Consider the following 22651-nt stretch of genomic DNA (forward strand, 5'->3'; position numbering starts at 1 on the left):
CAGCGGCTACCCCACAGGGAGGCGGCGTAGCGAAGCGGAGCCGCCGACCGAGGAGTAATAGCGGATAGCGCGAATTGTCCGCCCAAAATACAGTACTGATTACAGTCATACCTTAACTGTTATAAAAGCCTTAATTTTGCAGTATGAAAAAGTTAGAAAGCCGGGAAGATATTGAATTGCTTGTCAATAAGTTTTACGATAAAGTGAGCCGTGACGAAACAATAGGATTCTTTTTCAGTGATGTCGCCAGAGTAGACTGGGATCACCATTTGCCCAAGATGTATGCATTCTGGGAAACCCTCCTCTTCGGGCAGATTTCCTATAAAGGAAACCCAATGGCCATGCATTTTCCAATAAATGAAAAAGTGGCCATGGAAAAGGAACACTTTGCCCACTGGATAAAATTATGGACTGAAACTGTGGAGGAGAACTTCAGCGGTGAAATGGCTGATCTTGCCATTTACAAAGCCAGCAATATAGCTAACCTGATGGCGCATAAAATGGAGATGGCCAGGAAACTGTAATGCTGTTAAATTCTTGGGTATAAAAAAAGAGGCGGGTCACTGATCCGCCTCTTCCTGTTTATTAATTAGGTGTATTAAGGTACTATCACATAGAAGATGTACGCGGCCAGATTCACCAACAGTACTGCGCCATAAAGGTGATTGGTTTTACCGCGGCTTAGCGACAGCATTACGGTGAATACCGAAAGCGCCAGCATGATGATGGATTTCATGTCCAGTCCGAGCACGAATGGAATGTCATATATGATACAGACTACCGATATCGCGGGGATCGTTAGTCCAACACTGGCAAGTGCGGAACCTAAGCCTAAGTTGATAGAAGTCTGGATCTGGTTGTTCCGGGCCGCACGGATGGCTGCCAGTCCTTCCGGGAGCAATACCACTGATGCGATAATTACCCCTACCAGCGCTCTTGGTGCACCCATCGTTTCTACAAAATGCTCAATGACCGGCGAAAGACCTTTGGCCATGAATATCACGACTGCAAGACAAATGACCAGAAGTACAAGACTTGCAACCGTTTTCAGGTTAGATGGGGGATCTGCCTCATGTACGGTCTTGTCGGCCTCCGCTACGATAAAATAGTTACGGTGACGTACGGTTTGGAACATCAGGAAGGAGCCGTAAATTACTAAGCACGCCAATGAGATGAATACAAGTTGTGTTTCTGTATAGAATGGCCCGCGGACACTTGAAGTGTAGTTGGGCAGGATCAGCGTAAGTACAAGTATTGCCACGAGGCTGACCAGATAGGTGGTTGCAGAACTCCGCATAAAGAACTGCTCTTTATATTTCATACTACCGGCTACTATACAGATTCCTAAAATACCGTTGAGGATAAGCATGACAGCCGCAAACACCGTATCTCTGGCATAAGTCATAGCACCTTCGCTTCCGGAAAGCATAAATGAAACAATAAGTCCTACTTCTAGTATGGTTATACATATTGCCAGGATGATGGTACCGTATGGTTCGCCAACACGGTGGGCTACTACCTCGGCATGATGTACAGCAGCCATTACGGTTCCGAAAAGAAGTATGCCTCCCATGATATTCGCAAAAATGGTATCGTTAAGAAAGCCTAAGAGGTAGAATAATGATGAAACAATTGGAAAAATGACTGTCCAGTGAAGTAAATTTCTAAATTTCATAAAAATAGGTATTTTCACAATTATACAAAAAATCTATTTTATATCAAAATGTTTTAGATAAAACTAATCAAAACCGGGGAGTAATTTCCAAAAATGATAATCCTGGAAATCCGTGAACATATGAAACAATAGACCGACAGCAACTGCCCGGTAGCTGTTTCTAAGAAAAATTACGCCTAAAAAATAAATTGCGACCATAGGATAAGCGTGAAGCAAGTGGAAACCGACGCTGCTGCGGTCCGGATCAAATACTGGATTTGCCAGGAGGTGATCCAGATCTACCAGCATGGTGACAATCATAATTAAATAGGCCTTCCGCCAGAAAGACCTAAAAAAAGCGATGGCCAGAAAAAATGGGAAAACAAAATGAAGCAGGTAGTGGACAGAACTGCGAAGCCAATATAGATCTTCCATTATATTTTTCCTTTTAGAAAGTCCTGCCTCGTATCCTCATCCAGTTTTTCGATGGCATAGCGTAAGGTGGTTCGCGGCATATCCCTGTAGTGTGCTTTCAGGAACTGCTGAAGCTCCTCTTCGCTGATGTTTCCCATTTCCCGCAGCAGCCAGCCGTTAGCCTTATGCATTAAATCATGCGGATGATTCAGGTTTTTCAGCACCAGCTTCTTCATAACCTCAAATTCCCCACGCTTAACATGATACATTGTGGAAACTATTGCCATTCGCTTGCTCCACAGATTTTCCTCGTTTGAAAGAGTTTCCAGTACATTGTTGTCGTTAGCATCGAAACAGTGCCGTCCTAAAATTTTATAGCACGAATTATCTACCAGATCCCAGTTGTTGATGTATGCTTTATGCGCCAGATAGAATTTTATAATTTCCTCTTTACTCTCTGACGCCTTTTCAAATTTAGTCATGAGTATAAGCAAAGCCGAATGCCGGTGCTCATGGATTTCCGATCTTAAAAGTTCCGACAGCTCTTCCAGGGGTATCTTCTTCCAGTATTCTTTCACGATCTTTCGCTGGTCCGGCACGGTTACGCCTATGAACTGATCTCCTTCTGCATACTCTCCTTTTCCTGATTTAAAGAACCGCGGAAAAAACGCCGCTTTCTCAGGAATGGCCAGATCTGCCAATGCAAGTTTTATTTCATCTGCAACATTCACGCGATAAACTGTATGGTAAATTATTTAGATTCTTCTTCGTCCTCAAAATATTCAAAAAGAAAATCATTGTAAGGGAAACGTGAGATATGGATCTTCAGCACTTCATCATAAATCATCTTCTTCATCTCCTCAAAATTTTCTTTCGTAAGTGCCGAGATAAATACGGTTGGATATTTGGACTTGGACATCCATGTTTTTTCCCATTCCCCAAGTGAGATGTTTTTTCGTGATTCGGGAGTCAGGTCGTCCTCGTGTTTTTGTTCGTAGCTGAAATCATCAATCTTGTTGAAAACCATGATCATTGGCTTTTGATGGGCGTTTATCTCCATTAGAATCTGATTAACTGATGCTATGTGGTCCTCAAAACTTTCGTGAGAAATATCAACCACATGTATAAGTAAATCTGCTTCCCTAACCTCATCCAGGGTAGATTTGAAACTCTCTACAAGCTGAGTGGGCAATTTACGGATAAAACCCACCGTGTCCGTAAGGAGGAAAGGTAAATTTCCAATGACCACTTTACGTACCGTGGTGTCTAAGGTAGCGAAGAGTTTATTTTCTGCAAAGACATCAGATTTGGACAGGGCGTTCATCAGGGTAGATTTTCCTACATTGGTGTATCCCACAAGTGCTGTACGCACTACCTTTCCACGGTTGTTACGCTGTGTAGACATCTGTCTGTCTATGGTCTTCAGTTTTTCCTTCAGAAGCGAGATGCGGTCTCTGATGATTCGTCGGTCGGTCTCGATTTCCGTTTCACCGGGCCCGCGCATCCCAATTCCCCCTTTCTGTCTTTCCAGGTGAGTCCACATCCGGGTCAGTCTCGGAAGAAGATATTGATATTGCGCCAGTTCAACCTGAGTTCTTGCATACGAAGTTTGAGCGCGCTGCGCAAAAATGTCCAGAATCAGGTTGGTGCGGTCTAAAATCTTTACTTCAATTTCCCTTTCAAGATTCTTGAGTTGCGAAGGTGAAAGTTCGTCATCAAAAATTACGGTTCCGATTCCGTTTTCCTTCACATATTCTCTTACTTCCTGAGCCTTACCGCTTCCGATGAAAGTTTTGGAGTCGGGCTGGGTAAGTTTTTGAGTAAAACGTTTCACAACGGTGGCTCCTGCAGTATGAGCCAGAAATTCAAGCTCATCCATATATTCAATAAGTTTGTCCTCTTCCTGCTGTTGAGTTATCACACCCACCAGCACAGCGTTTTCATATAAATGTTCTTTATTATCCAGCATATAGTTTAGTTTATTAATGTAGTGTTACAAATTTAGTTTTTTTCTCCGTTATAAATCAGTCTCAGGACCACCAATACCGCTGTAGCAGCCACTGCAATACTGTTGGTCACCATCATGGAAATGTGTTCCTGCAGGATTCCGTACCACAGCCAGAGCGCAGAGCTTACAATACCAATAATGCAGGTTAGTAATGAAATTTCCTCGGCCGATTTCTCTTTCAGGATCTTAATGATTTGTGGTATGAAGAGAGCAGAAGAAAGCCCTCCTGCTATAAAGCCGATGATTTCAGGATTGATTTCCATAATTTTTGTTGAAATGGTGCTGATTATTCAGTCAAAACGTGCCATTTTCATACCATTGGGCAGGCGTTTACAATAAAAGCAGTAAATTAGCAGGCTTAAAATAATTTTTAAAAATGAAAAGAATATTTTTATTGTTGACCTTCATGCTCAGCTTCGTACAGATGCGTGCAGATGAAGGAATGTGGTTGATGATGCTGATAAAAAGGCTGAACGGACAGGATTTGCAGAAAAAAGGTTTGAAACTTACTGCAGAAGAGATCTATTCCGTAAACCAGGCAAGTCTTAAGGATGCTATCGTGCAGTTCGGTGGCGGCTGTACAGCTGAAATCGTATCCAGGGAAGGTTTGGTTTTTACAAATCACCACTGTGGGTACGGACAGATTGCGGCACTTTCCACTCCGGAAAAAGATCACCTTACCAATGGCTTCTGGGCGATGAAGAAAAGTGAAGAACTTCCTGCAAAAGGACTTTCAGTTCGTTTTCTGGTTCGTATGGACGATGTAACCACAAGAATCAATTCACTTCTGAACAATCAAATGTCTGCAAAAGACAGAAGAGACATCATTGATGCAGAATACAAAAAAATACAGGCTGAAAATTCTGAGAACGGCAAATATGTCGTGACTGTAAGAGATTTCTATAACGGTAACGAATTCTACTATTTCGTTTATCAGGATTTTAAGGATGTTCGTTTGGTAGGAACTCCTCCTAATTCTATCGGAAAATTCGGTGGCGATACTGATAACTGGGAGTGGCCAAGACATACAGGTGACTTTTCAGTATTCAGAGTTTATACTGATGCTAACGGAAATCCTGCGGAATATTCTCCAAACAACATACCCTTCAAGCCTAAGCACCACCTGCCGGTTTCCATCAAGCCGATTAAACCAGGCGATATGGCAATGATCGTAGGTTACCCGGGACGTACCAACCGTTTCATGACTTCATACGGAATAGACCAACTGATCAACAAGGATTATCCAGGTTGGGTTGATGCTTCCAAAGTTGCAATGGATGTGATGAAGAAGTATATGGACCGCGACCAGGCTACAAAACTTAACTATGCTTCACAGTACGCATCTGTGGCCAATTACTGGAAAAACAGAGGCGGTACAATTGAATCTATCAAGAAAAACGGTACCATTGAAGACAAACGTAAGGTAGAGGAGGTTTACCAGACTTGGGCTGACAAATCTGAGAACAAAGATCTTTACGGAAATGTACTTGCAGATATGCAGGATTATTACAGAAAGACCTCAGCCAGAGGAATTGAGCGTAACTATGCGGCACAAATGACCAGGAATTCAAAGTATCTTTCTTTCGCAACCGGTTTTGGCTCAATGTTTAAAAATTATATTGCAGAAACTGATGCGGCCAAGAAGGCTGAACTGAAAAAGACAATAGCCGAGCGCATCAATGCTAACTATGAGAAGTTCAACCCCGCGCTGGAGCAGGAAATGCTTAAGGCTATGGTTTCTCTTTACCGTACTAAGGTTAGAAACGAAGCTGGTGCACCGTCACTTCAAACCATTAATCCTGAATTGCTTGATGAGGTAGCAAAGAACTCAATCTTTGCGACTAAAGCGTCAGCAATCGCATTCCTGAACAACCCTGATGCTCAGAAACTGAATAACGATGCCCTGCTGAAAATTGCAAACGGTTATACAGCCGATTCCAGAGCGACTGCAGAGCGCTATACAGCATATGACGATAAATTCAGCGACAGCAACCGTCTTTTCTTTGACGGTCTTCGTAAGTCACATCCTAAGCAGGAGTTCTACCCGGATGCTAACTCTACAATGAGAATAACTTTCGGAAAGGTAGCTACACTGCCGGTACGTGATGACAGAGATTACAACGGAGTAACCAATAACTTCTATACAGACCTGGACGGTATGGTGAAGAAGTATAAGAAAGGTGATGAAGAATTTGATCTTCCACAGCGTCTGCTGGATATGGCTGCCAAAAGAGATTATGGTCAGTATGCTGATGCAGCAGGATACCTTCCGGTTAACTTCCTTTCTGATAATGACATTACGGGTGGAAACTCGGGTTCTCCCATTATGAATGGCAACGGCGAGCTGATCGGTCTTGCCTTCGACGGTAACTCTGAAGCTCTTTCCGGAGACATCGTGTTCGAGGAAGACTGGCAGAAAACAATCAACGTAGATTCACGTTTTGTACTTTGGGTTATTGACAAGCTTTATGGAGCTGGTCACCTTCTGGACGAAATGACAATTGTAAAGTAATATATACTGATAAAACTTAAAACCACTGACTATTTCAGTGGTTTTTTTTATTTATAACTGCTTTAATTCCAATCTAAACCTTAAATTTTTCAAAATTTTACTACTTTAGCGACGCTAAATAAATCTAACAAATGAAAAGAATATTTTTACTGTTTACATTTCTTCTGAGTTTTGTCCAAATGAAGGCGGATGAGGGAATGTGGCTGATGATGCTTATTAAAAGACTCAATGGTGTAGACATGCAGAGACAGGGTTTAAAACTGACTCCGGAAGAAATCTACTCCGTTAACAATTCATCTTTAAAAGATGCCATCGTAAGTTTTGGAGGCTTCTGTACCGGCGAGATCGTTTCGGATCAGGGTCTTATCTTTACCAACCATCACTGCGGTTACGATGCCATTGCAGCGGCTTCAACTCCTGAAAAGGATTTCCTGAAGAATGGATTCTGGGCTGCAAGACAAAACGACGAATTCAACGCCAAGGACTTATACGTAAGGTTCCTGGTTCGTATGGACGATGCCACACAGCGTATTAATTCCAAACTGAACAACGGTATGACTGCCGAGCAGCGCAAAGCAGTTATTGATGCTGAATACAAAGCTATACAGCAGGAAAATTCTGAGAACGGTAAGTATACCGTGGTAGTAAAGGATTTCTTTAACGGAAATGAATTTTACTATTTCGTATACCAGGATTATAAAGATGTTCGTTTAGTTGGCGCACCTCCTTCCGCACTTGGAAAATTTGGTGGTGATACCGATAACTGGGAGTGGCCAAGACATACAGCAGATTTCGCCGTATTCAGAGTGTATGCGGATGCTAAAGGCGCGCCTGCCGAGTACAATCCTAAGAACGTACCCCTGAAGCCTAAACACCATCTTCCTGTTTCACTTAAAGGCGTTCAGCCAGGTGATTTTTCAATGATTGTGGGATATCCCGGCAGAACCAACCGCTATATGACTTCTTTCGGTATTGAAAAAATGATCAGAAACGACTACCCGGCATGGGTTGAAGCTTCAAATCTTGCCATGAAGGTGATGAAGAAGTATATGGACGGCAATAAGGCGACTCAGCTGGATTATGCATCTCAGTATGCCAATGTTGCCAATTACTGGAAAAACAGACAGGGAACTATCGACGCAGTAATCAAGAACTCTACGATTGCCGAAAAACAAAATGAGGAACGCAGGTTTCAGGACTGGGCTTCCATGCCGGGCAACAGCTTGTACAGCGGGCTTCTCCCAAATATTCAGGTGTATTATGACCAGATAGCCAACAGAAATGTGGAACGTATGTACAGTGGTATACTTCAGATGAATACGAAATACATTACGATTCCTTTCCAGCTGGGTTCACTGTTTAAAGTTTACGCCGCTCAGGATATCAATAACAGGATTGCCATGAAACCTCAGTTGGAAGAAGCGATCAACGAACTCTATGCAGATTTTGATGCCGAGCTGGAAGGTGAAATGCTTAACTCACTTGTAAACCTTTATCAGACTAAAGTAAACCGTGATGTTGCTTCCCGTACTTTGATGGCTCAGGCTTCTGAATCGCTTTCACTTCAGGCACATTCTTCGGTTTTTGCCAATAAGGCATCCGCGGTTAACTTTATGCTGAATCCGGATGCTCTTAAACTGGATGCAGATCCGCTTTACAAACTTTCCAACGCGTATATTAATGATGTTAGAGCGCTAGGTACACGTTTCGCCAAGGTGGAAGCCAACTTTGCAAAGAATAACAGATTACTTCTGGACGGATACCGAAAGGCTTTTCCATCAAAAGTATTCTATCCGGATGCGAACGGTACGATGAGACTAACTTACGGAAAAGTAGACCGCCTGCCACAGAGACCGGACAGAAACTATGATGGGATTACCGACAATTTCTACACCGATATGCAGGGTCTTGTAAACAAGTATAAAGAAGGTGATGAGGAATTTGACCTGCCGAAGAAAGTAATGGATATGCACGCAGTCCGCGATTATGGCATTTATGCTGATGCTGCCGGCTACCTACCTGTAAACTTTCTTACAGACCACGATATTACAGGCGGAAACTCAGGTTCACCGGTGATTGATGCCGAAGGAAACCTTATCGGGATCGCTTTTGACGGTAATTCTGAAGCTTTATCCGGAGATATTGTTTTTGAAAAGGATTCTCAAAAAACAATCAACGTAGACATCCGTTTCGTAATGTGGATTATAGACAAATATGCCGGGTCCAAAAGGCTGGTGGATGAAATGACTTTTGTTACCAACGACCATCCAAAGCCGGTAAAAGGCAGCGAGCTTAAGACAAAGAAAAAATAAGGAACCTTATCGAATTAAGGTTAACTGAATTATTTACAAGGCTTCCCGAACTCGGGAGGCCTTTTTTGTACGCATTTAATTACCTTTATATTGTAGAAATACAGTCATCTGAATGCAGTCTCCTTAAACCCAAAAAAGCAATGAAATATCAAACTTTTGAAACAGAACGGTTATTTCTTCGTCCAACAAATGAAGAAGATGCTGCATTAACACACCGGTTGTATAATACACAGGAGTTTCTTCAGTTTGTGGGAGACAGGAACCTGCACACTGAAGAAGATGCGCTGGAATATCTGAGAAACAGAGCATTCCCTCAGATTGAACAGCGTGGATATGGTAATTATACCGTTATTCTGAAGGATGGCGGGGAGAAGGTAGGCAGCTGCGGCCTATATCACAGGGAAGGAGTAACTGGAGTTGATATTGGCTTCGCTTATCTGCCAGAATTTTATGGACGGGGTTATGGATACGAGGCGGCTAAGGCGATATTGGATGCCGGCTTTATAGATTTTGGGCTGGAGGAAATTTCAGCACTTACAGTTCAGGAAAATATTTCATCCAGAAAACTGATTGAAAAACTGGGACTCAGCTTTCGAAAGAAAGTGTTTATCCCCAATGATCCAGAAGAATTGCTTTTCTACCTGATTACAAAGAAGGAATGGCTGAGCAGTACTTAAAATATACTGGCAAAACTTCCCACTGCAACAGCGGCCATTGCAAGGATATAGACGGCAAGCATTATAATAATGATAATTCCCACAAATCTGTAATGCGACCTTAGGTAGCCAAAACAGTCTTCCAGTGCAATAGTATCATCTGTGGCAATTGCTCGTTTGGCCCGCCCTGAAAAGAGAAAGAGGTAGTAAAGCGGAAAAAAGTAGAATAAGGCCAGCAATCCGTATATAAGCATAATTACCGTACCTTCGAACGGGCCCATCGATAACCCCGAAATGGCACCGAACAGAAGTGCTGAAAGTACAACCAAAGCCTGCAGGGCTACAAGGACCAGTCCCAGTACCGAGAGAAATCGGGCCCAGCCGGCAGCCTCACTCAAAAACCGCTTCGCCTGGCCGCTTACTCTTAGTTCGCCCGGATGGTCAAATGCCGATTTTAGTTCCATAGTTTGTTTTTTGCTAATATAGGTTGCTTTTAGCGATATCAAGAGATTAAGATACATGTTATGTTCTTATTTTAATGCCTGTCTGTTTAGGAAATATTCATTTCTGGATACAAAAGTTGCCACAGTAAGAAAAACAATAATGTTGGTGAGCAGATGATCATTTGAGAACTGATTATGACCAGGTCGTTCATTCAGCATAAACTGAAAGTTGCTGAATTCAACCGAAATAATTTTTACTCCGGAATTTAGTATGTCCCCAAGCCGAAACATAAATACGCCAAGATTTATGACAAAAAGGATGAGAAGAGTGTAAAGGAAAGACTTTACAATGACTTCAATAATCTGTTTCACTTCCATTTTATGTGTATTTAAAGTTTGAAAATGTGTTTTTTTGAAGGATTATATGTTCCAGAACTCACGGTCCAGACTTCGGTACTGTATTGCTTCTGCTATATGGTCGCTTCGTATTTCGGATGTCCCTTCCAAATCAGCAATGGTCCTGGCTACCTTTAGGATGCGGTCATACGCACGTGCTGAAAGGCTCAGTTTGTCCATCGCGGTTTTAATTAGGTTTCTGGAAACCTCGTCCAGTTCACAGAACCGCTCAATTTCTTTCGGGCCCATCTGTGCATTATAACTTATTTCCAAATCCTGATAACGTTCGTTCTGCGCCTCACGTGCTTTCATAACCCGTTCCCTGATTGCGAGGCTGTCTTCACCCTTGCGGCGGTCGGCTAACTGCTCAAATTCCACTTTCTGTACCTCCACATGGATATCAATCCTGTCCAGTAATGGGCCCGAAAGTCGGTTCATATAACGCTGCATTTCAAATGAGGTTGATGTATTGTTGGGGTCATCCGGGAAATAGCCGCTGGGACTTGGGTTCATACTTGCAACAAGCATAAAACTGGCCGGATAGTTTACCGTAAACTTTGCGCGCGAAATCGTTACCACCCGGTCTTCCAGCGGCTGGCGCATGACCTCCAATACCGTTCGTTTGAATTCCGGCATCTCATCCAGGAACAGGACCCCGTTATGAGCCAGGGAAATTTCGCCGGGTTGTGGGTAACTGCCACCACCCACGAGTGCAACATCTGATATCGTATGATGCGGACTGCGGAAGGGCCTGACGGTCATAAGAGAAGTTTCAGAACCAATCTTTCCGGCAACCGAATGAATTTTAGTCGTTTCCAGGGCTTCTTTTAAGGTAAATGGCGGCAGGATACTGGGAACACGTTTCGCCAGCATGGTTTTCCCGCTGCCGGGTGGCCCGATGAGGATAATGTTGTGACCTCCCGCCGCTGCCACTTCCATGGCCCTTTTGGCGGTTTCCTGACCTTTTACCTCAGAAAAATCAAATGGGAAATAATTGATTTTGTCCTGAAACTCTTTTCTTGTATCAATCACGGTCCTTTCCAAAGGGAGACCTTTGTTGAAGAAGTTAATGACCTCGCTGATGTTCTCTACACCGTAAACTTCAAGATTACTCACGATGGCAGCTTCACGTGTATTTTGTTTAGGCAAAATAAAACCTTTAAATCCTTCTTCGCGTGCCTTAATCGCGATAGGAAGTACTCCTTTTATAGGCTGCAGACCACCATCCAGTGACAGTTCGCCCATTATGATATAGTCGGCGATGTTGTCAGAAACTATTTGGTCCGATGAAGCCAGAATCCCAATGGCGATGCTCAGGTCATAGGCAGATCCCTCCTTTCTAAGATCGGCGGGAGCCATATTAATAGTGATTTTCTTCCCCGGAACTTTGTATCCCACATTTTTCAGGGCGGCCGAAATCCTGTAGCTGCTCTCCTTAATTGCGTTGTCGGGAAGGCCCACCAAGTGATAGCCTACACCAGGCGTATCCACGCTCACCTCTATTGTAATCGTCTGTGCAGTTACTCCGTAAATGGCACTTCCATAGATTTTTACAAGCATACTTACGCATTTTATAAGTAAATTTAATCATAATTGCTTATTGATAATTAAGTGTTTTCACCCTTTTTTTCTTTACTTTAATGACAAATTTCCGAACAGGAAAAGTTGACCAAACAATTGTGGCATTCCTTAAATTCAGGAAATGACGAAAATTTTTTATAAATGATACAGCACATACCGATTGAAAAAATCCTCTTCCTGGACATTGAAACCGTGCCGAATGCTTCAGCCTGGGACGATTTGCCGGAAAGTGAAAAGAAACTTTGGGACAAAAAAACGTTCCATCAGCGTAAGAATGAAATCACAGCTGAGGATTTCTACATGGAAAGAGCCGGCGTAATGGCTGAATTCGGAAAGATTATCTGCATCTCGGTCGGGATGGTTGAAAAGAACGGAAAGCTTTTGATTAGAAGTTTTGCAAGTGATGTGGAGAAAAATATACTGGAAGAATTCGGTGAGATATTTAACAGGCCCAAACTGCGCGATGTAATCCTCTGTGCACACAACGGTAAGGAATTCGACTTTCCGTGGATCGCCCGGCGCTTCCTTATCAATGGTATGGAACCACCGAAACCTTTTCAGATGTTTGGCAAAAAACCCTGGGAAATTCCGCACCTGGACACTATGGAGCTTTGGAAATTCGGCGATTATAAATCCTACGTTTCTCTGGAACTGCTGGCAAACGTATTCGGAATCCCTACTCCTAAAGATGATATAGACGGCTCAATGGTTTCGTCAATTTATCATATCGAAAAAGACTTATTTAGAATAGTTCAATATTGTGAGAAAGATGTGTTAACTTTGGCAAATGTTTTCCGTCGCATGCGTCAGGAAGATTTGCTAATCAGAAGTGAGACTTAAAAAATGAATTTAACAGACGATCAGATTGCCGATATTGGCGAGAATATCATAAAAAACCTCAAGACCGTATACGATCCTGAAATCCCGGTAGACATATATGAACTCGGCCTTATTTACGATGTTCAGATTTCAGAAGAGGCAGATGTAAAGGTCATTATGACCCTTACGACTCCCAATTGTCCGGTAGCCGAAAGCCTTCCGGCCGAAGTACGCGAAAAAGTTTCAGAGGTGGAAGGAGTGAAAAGTGTGGATCTGGAACTTACCTTTGAACCGTCCTGGAACAAGGACATGATGAGCGAGGAAGCCCGGTTCGAACTGGGTATGTTTTAGAAAAACTACCCGAAGTGAAAGCGAACTGTCTTCTTTAATTCCGGGTGCAGCGAAAGTGCTACCGGACAGGTCATTGCCGTTTTTTCAATAAACTGCTTCTGCTCATCGGTATGTCCGGTGGCAAAATAGAGGTCACATACGATCTCGCCAATTTTACGTGGCGCTGCGGTCATAACTTTATGGACTTCCGCATAGGCATCCTCCATATTAATCCCTTTGTTTTTCCCGAGTATAGCAACCGTGGTCAGCATGCACTGCGCCAGAGAAGCTGCACAAAGATCTGTGGGTGAAAATGCTTCACCCTTGCCCTGATTATCTGTTGGAGCATCGGTCACAATTACGGAGCCCGACTGTAAATGTTCAGATTCGCAGCGGAATTCGCCGATGTATTTTATTTTTGATGTCATTTATTCGGAATATATAAAGGTTTGCATTAGAGAAAAACTGCAGAGATTTAAATGGTGGTCTGAATTTCATTAGAACTGAAATACATCCTTCGCTTTATTGTATGCGCTTTCGAAGTGAAGCAGATTAAGTGAATGACTTAATTTTTCCACCGCCATGAAGTTAATAATCTGCTCGGTGGGCATATTTCCCACAAGATCGTCGTTTGCCATCGGACATCCCCCAATACCTTTAATCGCTGAGTCGAAACGGCGACAACCGTTATCATAGGCAGCCTTCAGTTTTTTATAGGAATCTTCATATCTGTTATGAAAGTGAGCGCCAAAATCAACATCAGCATACCCTGACGGAATTTTGCTGAACAGAAGTTCGATGTCCTCAAGTGATCCTGTTCCTGTTGTATCGGATAAAAGGATGTTCCGGACACCCATCTCCGCGAAACGGCTCGCCCAGTGATCTACTTCTTCCCAGCTCCACTGGTCACCGTAAGGATTTCCGAAAGCCATTGAGAAATAGACATTCAGTTCCTTTTTTTCATTTTTGGCAAGATTCAGGATTTCTGTAATCTGTAGGAAAGCCTCCTCTCTGTCCTTGTTCGTGTTGCGCTGCTGGAATGTTTCAGAAATGGAAAACGGAAAACCCAGGATATCTACATTTGTATGTGTAAGTGCCTTTTCTGCCCCGCGCACATTGGCCACGATCACCGAGAGTTTAGTATTGGAGTTACTTTTGTCAATATTCGCCAAAACATCACTGGTATCTGCCATCTGAGGTATGGATTTAGGCGAAACAAAACTGCCGCAATCCAGCACATCAAATCCTACGGACATCAGCGCATTTATATAGTCGATTTTTTGAGCGGTCGGAATAAAATCCTTCCAACCCTGCATTGCATCACGTGGACATTCGGTGAGAAACATTGATAAAGTTTAGGTGATTTCAAAGATAACCAATTTACAGGGAATGGAAAATCCCGCAAAAGATACCAGACATGACCGTAATTAGAATGTGCGCGCGAAATTATTGAATCATTACTATATTCGGAATCACCAGGGCTCCGATTACGCCCAATCCAATTACAAATACGAAATAAGTTAGAGCCGTTTTATTTCTGTAATTTTTAACTAAGAACAGGATTAATGCTGCTAAAATTAATGCTGATTTAAAATATAAGTTGTCAACAAACATTGCCATTCCCGCCAAGATTATTATTAGCAACCTCATAACCCGGGATTTATCAAAAACTGGTTTCATATCTTACAAAGATAACAATCTTGTTCATCCGCCAGTGAGCTGGATGGCACATAAAAATCATTATGCGGCCGGTAATCAGTTCATTCCGGTGCGGGCATGGCTGCAGTCCCGTAAAACATAATTTCTTAACTTTGCTATACATAAAACCAAGAGAGACATGCAGACCATCGAATTCAACCTGGAGTGGAAACTGAAACTCCAGAACCGTTTCATCAATTACGTAAAAATATATTCCACAAGCGATCCGGAGAGTGATTCCACACCATCCACACCGCAGCAGTGGAATATCGCAAAGTATATTTTTGAAGAACTACAGGGTCTGGGACTGGAAAATGTAGAACTGGATGAAAACGGTTATATCTACGCCTACATCCCGTCCAATATTGAAAATGATGAGGAGCCGGTAGTTGGATTCATTGCCCATTACGACACCTCGCCGGATTTTAACGGTGAAGGCGTGAAGCCGCAGATTTGGGATGATTATGACGGTGGTGATCTTCTTCTGAATAAAGAGACTGGATTTACACTTTCTTCTACAAAATTCGAAAACCTGAAGCAGTATGTCGGCAAAACACTGATTACTACCGACGGAACCACCCTGCTGGGAGCAGATGATAAGGCCGGAGTTGCCGAAATTGTGACCGCGGCAGAGTATCTGCTGGCACATCCGGAAATCAAACACGGTAGAATAGCAATTGGATTTACACCCGATGAGGAAATTGGGCGTGGTGCACATAAATTTGATGTTAAGAAGTTTGGTGCCGAATGGGCTTATACAATGGACGGTAGCGAAGCCGGAGAGCTGGAGTATGAGAACTTTAACGCTGCGGGAGCTGTAGTGAAAATTCACGGATTGAGTGTGCACCCTGGCTATGCTTTCGGGAAAATGGTAAATGCCTCGCTGCTCGCCGCAGAGTTCATTCAAATGCTTCCTGCTGATGAAACTCCGTCTACAACAAAGGGTTTCGACGGTTTTTATCACCTCACAGACCTGAAATCTGATGTTTCTGAAGCGAAAATCCAATATATCATCCGCGATCATGACGAGGCGAAGTTTGAAGCCAGAAAAAAACTGATGACAGATAAAGTGGCTGAATTCAATGCCAAATATGGAGAAGGAACCGCAGAAGTGGAGATTAAGGAGCAGTACCGCAACATGAAGCAGCAGTTTGAAGGTAAGATGCACATTATCGATATTGCAGCGCAGGCCATGAAGGATGCCAATGTAGAGCCTAAAATCAAAGCGATTCGCGGCGGAACCGATGGTGCGCAACTTTCATATATGGGACTGCCCTGCCCGAACATCTTTGCCGGCGGTATGAATTTCCACGGACCGTACGAATACGTAGCTGTTGAAACAATGGAGAAAGCGGTGAAAGTAATTGTCAATATAGCTAAGGCCGTTAAAAAGACAAATTAGAAGATATACTTATTGTCAAAATGTCCAGACTCGCCCTTTGGAATGGTTTTGATACCTAACTCATTATTAACAATCTAAAATAATATATATGTATCCAGAAGAATTAGTGATGCCAATGAAGGCAGAACTTACTGATAAAGGTTTCCAGGACGTGACTTCTGTTGAAGCTGTAAATGAAGCTTTGGCGAAACCGGGAACCACTTTATTAATGATTAACTCCGTGTGCGGATGTGCGGCCGGTGCCGCAAGACCGGGCGCTGTTTTCTCATTAACCGGCGACAAAAAACCTGACAATTTGGTAACTGTTTTCGCGGGATTTGATGGCGAAGCGGTAGCTGAGGCCAGAAAACACTTGGCTCCTTTCCCTCCAAGTTCACCATGTATCGCACTTTTCAAGGACGGTGAATTGGTTCACATGCTGGAGCGTCATCACATTGAAGGCAATCCTGCAGGAGCTATTGCAGCAAACCTTCAGTCTGCCTACGACGAATACTGCTAACCGAAAAAGTTTATAGAATAGCCGCTACTGAATTTCAGCAGCGGTTTTTTTGTGCCGATGCTTTCGGGGGATATACTTTTGCGGCTATTTTATTACCTGCGTTTTCCGGAAATCATTTATATTTGGACATGGCAACCAAAGCACTGTTCAATTCTGTCGTAAACTGGTTTATCAAACAAAGGATAGATCAGATTGAGAACTTCATTAAAAACCCCATTGAAACACAGAATGGTGTCCTTTTTTCGCAACTTTTTCATGGTGAAAACACGGACTATGGCAAGATCCACGGTTTCAGTTCCATCAGTTCCTACAACGATTTTAAGGAACGCGTTCCGGTAGTCGCATACGAGGATTTTGAACCGTTTATTGAACGTGCAAGAAAAGGTGAGAAAGATGTATTTTGGCCGGGACAGATTAAACAGTTTGCCAAATCCTCCGGTACCACCAATGCAAAAAGCAAATTCATACCCATTTCAGATGAAAGCCTGGCTGAATGCCATTTCAAGGCCGGCAAAGACTTGCTGTCCATCTATGCAAACAATCATCCGGATAACACACTTTTCCTCAACAAAAACCTGAGATTGGGCGGCAGTGCCGAACTTTACCAGGATTTTAATACAAAGTTTGGTGATTTGTCGGCGATTATGATTGAGAATCTGCCGTTTTGGGTTGAAATAACCACCACACCCAGCAAAAAGACCTCACTCATGTCCGAGTGGGAAAGTAAGCTGAAGGCTATTGTGTCCGAAGTGAGAAATGAAGATGTAGGAAGTCTGACCGGCGTGCCCAGCTGGATGCTGGTATTGCTCCAGCGGATTCTTGCAGATACAGGACAGGGCAGTATAAGTGAACTGTGGCCTAATCTGGAGGTGTTTTTTCATGGCGGTATCAGCTTTAAACCCTACCGTGAGCAGTACCGCAATATCATTGGGAAAGACATCAATTACTATGAAATTTATAATGCTTCCGAAGGTTTTTTTGGGATTCAGGACCAGTCCGGCAGCGATGAAATGCTGCTGATGCTTGATTACGGAATTTTCTACGAATTCATACCAATGGATAGATTTGATCCCAATAACCTGCAGGCAATCCCGCTGGAAGAAGTTGAGATCGGTAAAAACTACGCAATCGTAATCACCACAAATGGAGGTCTGTGGCGTTATCTGATTGGCGATACAGTGAAGTTTACCTCTCTCAATCCGTTCAGAATAAAGATTTCCGGTCGGACCAAGCATTACATTAATGCTTTTGGTGAGGAACTGATGATTGATAATGTGGAGGCCGCACTGGAAAAGGCCTGTGAAGCCACACAGGCAGCGGTTTCAGACTATACCGGAGCACCGGTTTTCATGAAGGACGGAAAAGGAGGCGCACATGAGTGGATCTTTGAATTCTGCCACGCCCCGAGTGATATGGATCTTTTCACTGATGTTTTTGATAACCATCTGAAATCCATTAATTCCGATTACGAAGCCAAACGCTACAATAATATGACGCTGAACAGGCCAATTATCCACGCAGCCAAGCCCAGACTTTTTTACACGTGGATGTCTGAAAGAGGAAAACTTGGCGGACAGAATAAAGTTCCCAGGTTAAGCAATGACCGTGAATATATTGAACCTTTGCTGAAGCTGAACCTTGCGGACTAATCTTTTTTCATGTCTGCTTCCGCTTTGTCAGCGGTCCGTTCAACCTTTTCAGCGCCTTTCTTGGTTGCCACTTTTAGATCCTCACCGGCTTTTTTCAATTCGGTACCGGCTTTATCGGCAACCTCCTCTATTTTTTCGCCTGCCTCATTGATATTTTCCTTTGCTTTTTGTACCGTATTGGTGATGGTGACTGTATCCAGACCTGTAGTCTCTTCATTCTCAACGACTGTTGTAGTTACACTTCCATCCGGGTTTTCAAAGGTTTCAATTTTGGTTTCGGTTTTCGTGCAGGCGGTAACTATTAGAGAAAGGATTCCCGTAAGAATCACATTTTTTTGAATTGTATTTTTCATTTTGTAACAAATTTAGTTAAGGATTTTGTTGAGAAGTATGTGGAGCTTTACTGATGGTTTTCTTTTTTTCAGATGCGGTCTTGTTTTGTAAACTTTCGTCCGACACATCTTCAGAATCATTATTCTTCGGGTTTTCCTCCTTTTTTTGCAACCTAGCCAGTGAATCGTTATATCGTACAGCTCTCTGCCTGATTTTTGCTTCCACCGCGGCCGAAACGGCACCCGCTGAAAAAGAATCGATGGCAATCGTATCGTAGTCGGCAGGAACTTCCTCCCGGACCGCTGGTGCGGCCTTCACAGATTTTTTATCTGAACAGCCGTTCACTGTTAATATCATCAAAATAAAAATTACCGATTTCATATTCTTAATCAATTTTAAATTCTGCGATGACCGGATAATGATCAGAAATCGTCACATTCCTGTCCACACGGTAGCCAACCGGCTGTATGTTCTCTGAGGCAAAAATGTAATCGATCCTTATCGGTACTTTATAATCATGGAAACTGGTAGGAGAACCCCGGCCAACTTCAACAAAAACATCTTTTAAGTCTCCCAGAAGCGTATAATACTCATAGGAATTAGGTACAGCATTAAAATCTCCTGCCAAAATAACCGGATAAGGTGAATTTTTAACGGCATGCGCAATCGTATCCACCTCCTCTTCATGAATTTTAAAGGTAGGAATAAGTCGCTTAAGAATATACTTTGCCTTGCTTTTATTTTTCTCAAGATCCTCTGCCGGCCGCACTTTATTTTTGTCGAAAAAGAAGGGTGTAAGATAGACATTGATTACACGGATCATTTTTCCCTGATGTTTGATGTCAGCGTAGAAAGAATAGCCGTCGTCCTTGAACAGTGGTCCCTGTTCAATGATTTCTGTAGCTGAGGAAACCGAAACAACCCAGTAATCCTTCGATTTGTGTGGAAGATCCAGCATATTCTGTACTTCGCCCGGATCCTGAAGAATCATCAGATCAGCCCCCGTACTGTTCAGATAATCAGCGGCTGCTTTTTCACCCAGTTTTCCTGTTTTTAGATTGGCTGAAACGACCTTCAGTGTAGGACCATCTGTGTTTGACGGGTTGTAGTTGAGCCATCTGCGGGCGGGGTTAAGTAATAATATTGATACTGCCAGAAAAAAAAGTGCCTGCTTCTTCCAAAGAAGGATCCACATCAGGCAAAACACGATGTGTAGGCCCATTAATGCCGGGAACAGTAGTGAAAGCAGATTTAATCCGGGAAATACGGACGGTGGCACATAAGCATTCAGTAAGGTGGCCAGGAGTAAAAGGACCACCCCCACGTGAATAAGTAAAAATATTCTTCTTAAAAACATCAGCTAGAACCTGTCGAAGCGGTTTTGATTATTTTTCCAGTTCCGTATCCAGAGAAATCCGATCAGAGCACCGCCCAGGTGGGCAAAGTGCGCTATATTATCACCTTCGAACTGGCTGAAACCTAAAAACAGAGAACCGGCAATTACAATGGGCAGCAGAACTTTGGCCTTTATCGGCACCGGAATGAACATCATCATCAGTTCGGCGTTGGGGAATAGGATGGCAAATGCCGTAATTACTCCAAAGATGGCTCCGGAAGCTCCTACCATAGGTGTTACCAGAAGTTGGAAAAGCTCTTTTCCACCCGGATTCAGCGAGTTGTAATATGAATTATTAATGTTGAATATATCAGCATTCGCAAACACTGCCGCGGGATTAACATTCAGTGCAATGAGTTTCTGCGAAAGCTGAAGTATATGAAAATAGTTCCATAAATTATAGATCACAAAGGAACCCAAACCGCAAACAAGATAGAAGATGATGAATTTACGCTGACCTAAAATCTTCTCCAGTACCGGACCAAAGCTGAAAAGTGTAAACATATTGAAAAGCAGGTGCATCCAGCCACCGTGCGCAAACATGTGTGTTATAATTTGCCAGCTTTTAAAGCTTTCGGACATTGGGTAATATGCTGCCAGGTAATAAAGCAGATTAGGGTAAATATAGTTGGTAAGGATAAACAGAATAACGTTTATAACTATGATGGCTTTAACCAGCGGGGTAATCTCTCTGAACATAATTTCTAAAATTTATTTTTCAAATCCTCCAGCGGGAGTTCAACATAACAGCATTTTCCGTCTGGAAGGTACGCCGGGAAGCCAAGCTGCGAAAAATCGCGGATTACCTGTTCCGCATCATTTTTATAGATGAAGTCGAAACGGGACTTACTCTGCATTTTACTCCATTTGCCGTTATAAAACTCCATGAACTGATCTTCGGTCCTGTATTCCATGATTTCGAAAAGTTCCTCAATAAATTTTACAACCTGAGTTTCCTTAAGCCCCGTAGGTACAGCGTCTACACGGAGTACGTTTTCGTGTGCTACTTTAATGTCAAATCCAAGTTCAGGCAGGAATTTCTTTATTGATTTATACTTATTCTTCTCTATTTCATTCATGTGGTACTCCAGGGAGAAGAGTAATGCATGCGAAACCTGTTCTTTTTTTCTGTCCCTGTTTTTCTCACTAACCACCAGACGGTGCATCCTGCCCAAATCCAGCATCAATGTCTTTTCGCCTTTGTTCAGCAGCCAGTAACCATTGGGAAGTCGCATCAGGTCCTCATCAAAATCTTCATCTTCAAAAAGATTGATTTTGGACGGTGCAGCTTCAATGGTATGATGATACATCTGCGCCAGGTTCTGTATTTCTTCGCTTTTCACCTGAGTTTCCTCGCGGAAAGGATTGTAGTTTCGGTCCACCTGAATCTCCGGCATCCGGAAATTGCTTTCGCTGCCTGTTTTCGGAGTACTGAAAAAGTCCATTTGAGGGTCGCGGTCAAAATCCAGACTCGGCGCAATATTGTAAATCCCAAGCGCTTTTTTTACGGTGGAACGTACGAGTGCAAAAATCACATGTTCATCCTCAAATTTTACTTCTGTTTTTTGTGGATGAATATTAACGTCTATTTTCTCCGGATCCAACTCCAGATAAAGGAAAAATGTCGGAATCAGCCCGGGTAGTAAGAGACCTTCAAAAGCTTCCTGCACGGCTTTGTTTAAGTAGGGACTTCGGAAAAACCTCCCGTTTACAAAGAAAAACTGTTCACCGCGCACTTTCTTAGCACCTTCGGGCTTGGCCACAAAACCATCAAGTTTCACCCAACCCAGGTCTTCCTTAACCGGAATCAGCATAGGGTGGAGCTTCCTCCCGAAAATTTCCACAATGCGCTGCATCTGCGAACCCTTCCGAAGCCGGAATACAGGATCATCGTCATGAAACAGCGAAAATTCTATATGCTCATGCGCCAATGCTACACGGTGAAACTCGTCCATAATATGGCGGAACTCCACATTATTGTTCTTCAGGAACTTGCGGCGTGCCGGAACGTTGTAGAAAAGGTTTTTCACGCAGAAGTTAGAGCCGGCCACTGTTTGCACGGGTTCCTGAAACTGCAGTCCGCCACCTTCAATATAGATATTGGTACCTACGGCGGCACCTTCTTTTTTTGTTTTGAGTTCAACCTGTGCTACGGCCGCTATTGAAGCTAAAGCCTCACCCCGGAAGCCCTTGGTAGAAATCTTAAATATATCTTCGGTTGTCCGGATCTTGGAGGTAGCATGTCTTTCGAAGGCCATTCGTGCGTCGGTTTCAGACATGCCTGCGCCGTCATCAACCACCTGAATGAGGTTTCGGCCAGCCTCCCGGACGATAAGCTCAATTTTGGAAGCACCGGCATCAATGGCATTTTCCCGCAGCTCCTTTACAATGGAGGCCGGTCTCTGTACCACTTCGCCTGCCGCAATCTGGTTGGCCACGTGATCCGGTAAAAGCTGTATGATATCTGACATTTTTAAGTGCTTAATTGGCAAAAATAATCAATTGTATCGGGATAGATGATGAAATGACCTTCAGACTTATCCTCATGG

The 22651-nt window shown here is 43.2% G+C and carries 24 protein-coding genes; 9 read left to right on the top strand and 15 right to left on the bottom strand.

Annotated elements, in window-relative coordinates:
* The first annotated feature begins 143 nt into the window (after positions 1–143).
* On the top strand, positions 144–524 hold the full coding sequence (locus H1R16_RS07650) for a group III truncated hemoglobin (RefSeq protein ID WP_181887164.1): 381 nt from the start codon (positions 144–146) through the stop codon (positions 522–524).
* 74 nt (positions 525–598) lie between these two features.
* Here H1R16_RS07650 and H1R16_RS07655 read toward each other — a convergent pair whose 3' ends face one another.
* The 5 genes from H1R16_RS07655 to H1R16_RS07675 all read right to left on the bottom strand — a co-directional run bounded on the left by H1R16_RS07655 (position 599) and on the right by H1R16_RS07675 (position 4339).
* A complete protein-coding gene (locus H1R16_RS07655; protein ID WP_181887163.1) occupies positions 599–1675 on the bottom strand; it encodes a calcium:proton antiporter in 1077 nt (358 codons plus the stop codon).
* Positions 1676–1738: 63 nt separating this feature from the next.
* Entirely contained in the window at positions 1739–2089 is a 351-nt protein-coding gene (locus tag H1R16_RS07660) for a DUF6122 family protein (RefSeq protein ID WP_181887162.1), read from the bottom strand.
* Positions 2089–2799 carry a DNA alkylation repair protein gene (locus tag H1R16_RS07665; RefSeq protein WP_181887161.1) on the bottom strand — a complete coding sequence of 237 codons (711 nt, stop codon included), beginning with the start codon at positions 2797–2799 and terminating at the stop codon, positions 2089–2091. The genes H1R16_RS07660 and H1R16_RS07665 overlap by 1 nt, the downstream gene beginning before the upstream one ends.
* A gap of 20 nt (positions 2800–2819) precedes the next feature.
* Positions 2820–4037 (bottom strand): GTPase HflX, encoded by a 1218-nt coding sequence (hflX, locus tag H1R16_RS07670; protein WP_181887160.1) that lies wholly within the window; start codon positions 4035–4037, stop codon positions 2820–2822.
* 32 nt (positions 4038–4069) lie between these two features.
* On the bottom strand, positions 4070–4339 hold the full coding sequence (locus H1R16_RS07675) for a SemiSWEET family sugar transporter (RefSeq protein WP_181887159.1): 270 nt from the start codon (positions 4337–4339) through the stop codon (positions 4070–4072).
* A 113-nt stretch (positions 4340–4452) separates the two neighbouring features.
* On the opposite strand from H1R16_RS07675, the gene H1R16_RS07680 reads away from it, so the two are divergent.
* The 3 genes from H1R16_RS07680 to H1R16_RS07690 all read left to right on the top strand — a co-directional run bounded on the left by H1R16_RS07680 (position 4453) and on the right by H1R16_RS07690 (position 9577).
* Complete coding sequence (locus tag H1R16_RS07680) at positions 4453–6588, top strand: S46 family peptidase (RefSeq protein WP_181887158.1); 2136 nt, start codon at positions 4453–4455, stop codon at positions 6586–6588.
* Between the two features lie 131 nt (positions 6589–6719).
* Positions 6720–8900, top strand: a complete 2181-nt coding sequence (locus H1R16_RS07685; RefSeq protein WP_181887157.1) for a S46 family peptidase — start codon at positions 6720–6722, stop codon at positions 8898–8900.
* Positions 8901–9040: 140 nt separating this feature from the next.
* Positions 9041–9577: a GNAT family N-acetyltransferase gene (locus H1R16_RS07690; protein ID WP_181887156.1), complete on the top strand. Its 537-nt coding sequence runs from the start codon at positions 9041–9043 to the stop codon at positions 9575–9577.
* Here the strand turns inward: H1R16_RS07690 and H1R16_RS07695 are convergent.
* The 3 genes from H1R16_RS07695 to H1R16_RS07705 form a co-directional block, all read right to left on the bottom strand.
* A complete protein-coding gene (locus tag H1R16_RS07695; protein WP_181887155.1) occupies positions 9574–10020 on the bottom strand; it encodes a hypothetical protein in 447 nt (148 codons plus the stop codon). The genes H1R16_RS07690 and H1R16_RS07695 overlap by 4 nt on opposite strands.
* A gap of 66 nt (positions 10021–10086) precedes the next feature.
* Positions 10087–10377 carry a hypothetical protein gene (locus H1R16_RS07700; RefSeq protein ID WP_181887154.1) on the bottom strand — a complete coding sequence of 97 codons (291 nt, stop codon included), beginning with the start codon at positions 10375–10377 and terminating at the stop codon, positions 10087–10089.
* 42 nt (positions 10378–10419) lie between these two features.
* Positions 10420–11955, bottom strand: a complete 1536-nt coding sequence (locus H1R16_RS07705) for a YifB family Mg chelatase-like AAA ATPase (protein WP_181887153.1) — start codon at positions 11953–11955, stop codon at positions 10420–10422.
* A gap of 162 nt (positions 11956–12117) precedes the next feature.
* Between H1R16_RS07705 and H1R16_RS07710 the strand changes: the two genes are divergently transcribed.
* Positions 12118–12816 (top strand): 3'-5' exonuclease, encoded by a 699-nt coding sequence (locus H1R16_RS07710; RefSeq protein ID WP_181887152.1) that lies wholly within the window; start codon positions 12118–12120, stop codon positions 12814–12816.
* Positions 12817–12819: 3 nt separating this feature from the next.
* On the top strand, positions 12820–13146 hold the full coding sequence (locus H1R16_RS07715) for an SUF system Fe-S cluster assembly protein (RefSeq protein WP_181887151.1): 327 nt from the start codon (positions 12820–12822) through the stop codon (positions 13144–13146).
* 5 nt (positions 13147–13151) lie between these two features.
* Here the strand turns inward: H1R16_RS07715 and H1R16_RS07720 are convergent, their stop codons facing one another.
* Both H1R16_RS07720 and H1R16_RS07725 read right to left on the bottom strand, forming a co-directional pair.
* Positions 13152–13553, bottom strand: a complete 402-nt coding sequence (locus tag H1R16_RS07720) for an OsmC family protein (protein ID WP_181887150.1) — start codon at positions 13551–13553, stop codon at positions 13152–13154.
* A 69-nt stretch (positions 13554–13622) separates the two neighbouring features.
* Positions 13623–14471, bottom strand: a complete 849-nt coding sequence (locus H1R16_RS07725; RefSeq protein WP_181887149.1) for a hydroxymethylglutaryl-CoA lyase — start codon at positions 14469–14471, stop codon at positions 13623–13625.
* Between the two features lie 491 nt (positions 14472–14962).
* Between H1R16_RS07725 and pepT the strand changes: the two genes are divergently transcribed.
* The 3 genes from pepT (at position 14963) to H1R16_RS07740 (ending at position 18373) form a co-directional block, all read left to right on the top strand.
* On the top strand, positions 14963–16225 hold the full coding sequence (gene pepT, locus H1R16_RS07730; RefSeq protein WP_181887148.1) for a peptidase T: 1263 nt from the start codon (positions 14963–14965) through the stop codon (positions 16223–16225).
* Positions 16226–16313: 88 nt separating this feature from the next.
* On the top strand, positions 16314–16724 hold the full coding sequence (locus H1R16_RS07735) for a BrxA/BrxB family bacilliredoxin (protein WP_181887147.1): 411 nt from the start codon (positions 16314–16316) through the stop codon (positions 16722–16724).
* 128 nt (positions 16725–16852) lie between these two features.
* On the top strand, positions 16853–18373 hold the full coding sequence (locus tag H1R16_RS07740) for a GH3 auxin-responsive promoter family protein (RefSeq protein ID WP_181887146.1): 1521 nt from the start codon (positions 16853–16855) through the stop codon (positions 18371–18373).
* On the opposite strand, the gene H1R16_RS07745 is transcribed toward H1R16_RS07740, so the two are convergent.
* The 5 genes from H1R16_RS07745 to mutL are packed head-to-tail and all read right to left on the bottom strand — an operon-like array spanning position 18370 to position 22573.
* Positions 18370–18726 carry a hypothetical protein gene (locus H1R16_RS07745; protein ID WP_181887145.1) on the bottom strand — a complete coding sequence of 119 codons (357 nt, stop codon included), beginning with the start codon at positions 18724–18726 and terminating at the stop codon, positions 18370–18372. The two genes, H1R16_RS07740 and H1R16_RS07745, sit on opposite strands and share 4 nt — an antisense overlap.
* 16 nt (positions 18727–18742) lie before the next feature.
* Entirely contained in the window at positions 18743–19087 is a 345-nt protein-coding gene (locus H1R16_RS07750) for a hypothetical protein (RefSeq protein WP_181887144.1), read from the bottom strand.
* A gap of 4 nt (positions 19088–19091) precedes the next feature.
* Positions 19092–20024, bottom strand: coding sequence for an endonuclease/exonuclease/phosphatase family protein (locus tag H1R16_RS07755; RefSeq protein ID WP_228451378.1), 933 nt, complete (start codon positions 20022–20024; stop codon positions 19092–19094).
* Positions 20025–20066: 42 nt separating this feature from the next.
* Positions 20067–20801, bottom strand: coding sequence for a rhomboid family intramembrane serine protease (locus tag H1R16_RS07760; protein ID WP_181887142.1), 735 nt, complete (start codon positions 20799–20801; stop codon positions 20067–20069).
* 5 nt (positions 20802–20806) lie between these two features.
* Positions 20807–22573: a DNA mismatch repair endonuclease MutL gene (gene mutL / locus H1R16_RS07765; RefSeq protein ID WP_182035749.1), complete on the bottom strand. Its 1767-nt coding sequence runs from the start codon at positions 22571–22573 to the stop codon at positions 20807–20809.
* Positions 22574–22651: the final 78 nt, after the last annotated feature.

It is taken from the genome of Marnyiella aurantia, assembly GCF_014041915.1.
In the GTDB taxonomy this organism is placed as follows: Bacteria; Bacteroidota; Bacteroidia; order Flavobacteriales; family Weeksellaceae; genus Marnyiella; species Marnyiella aurantia.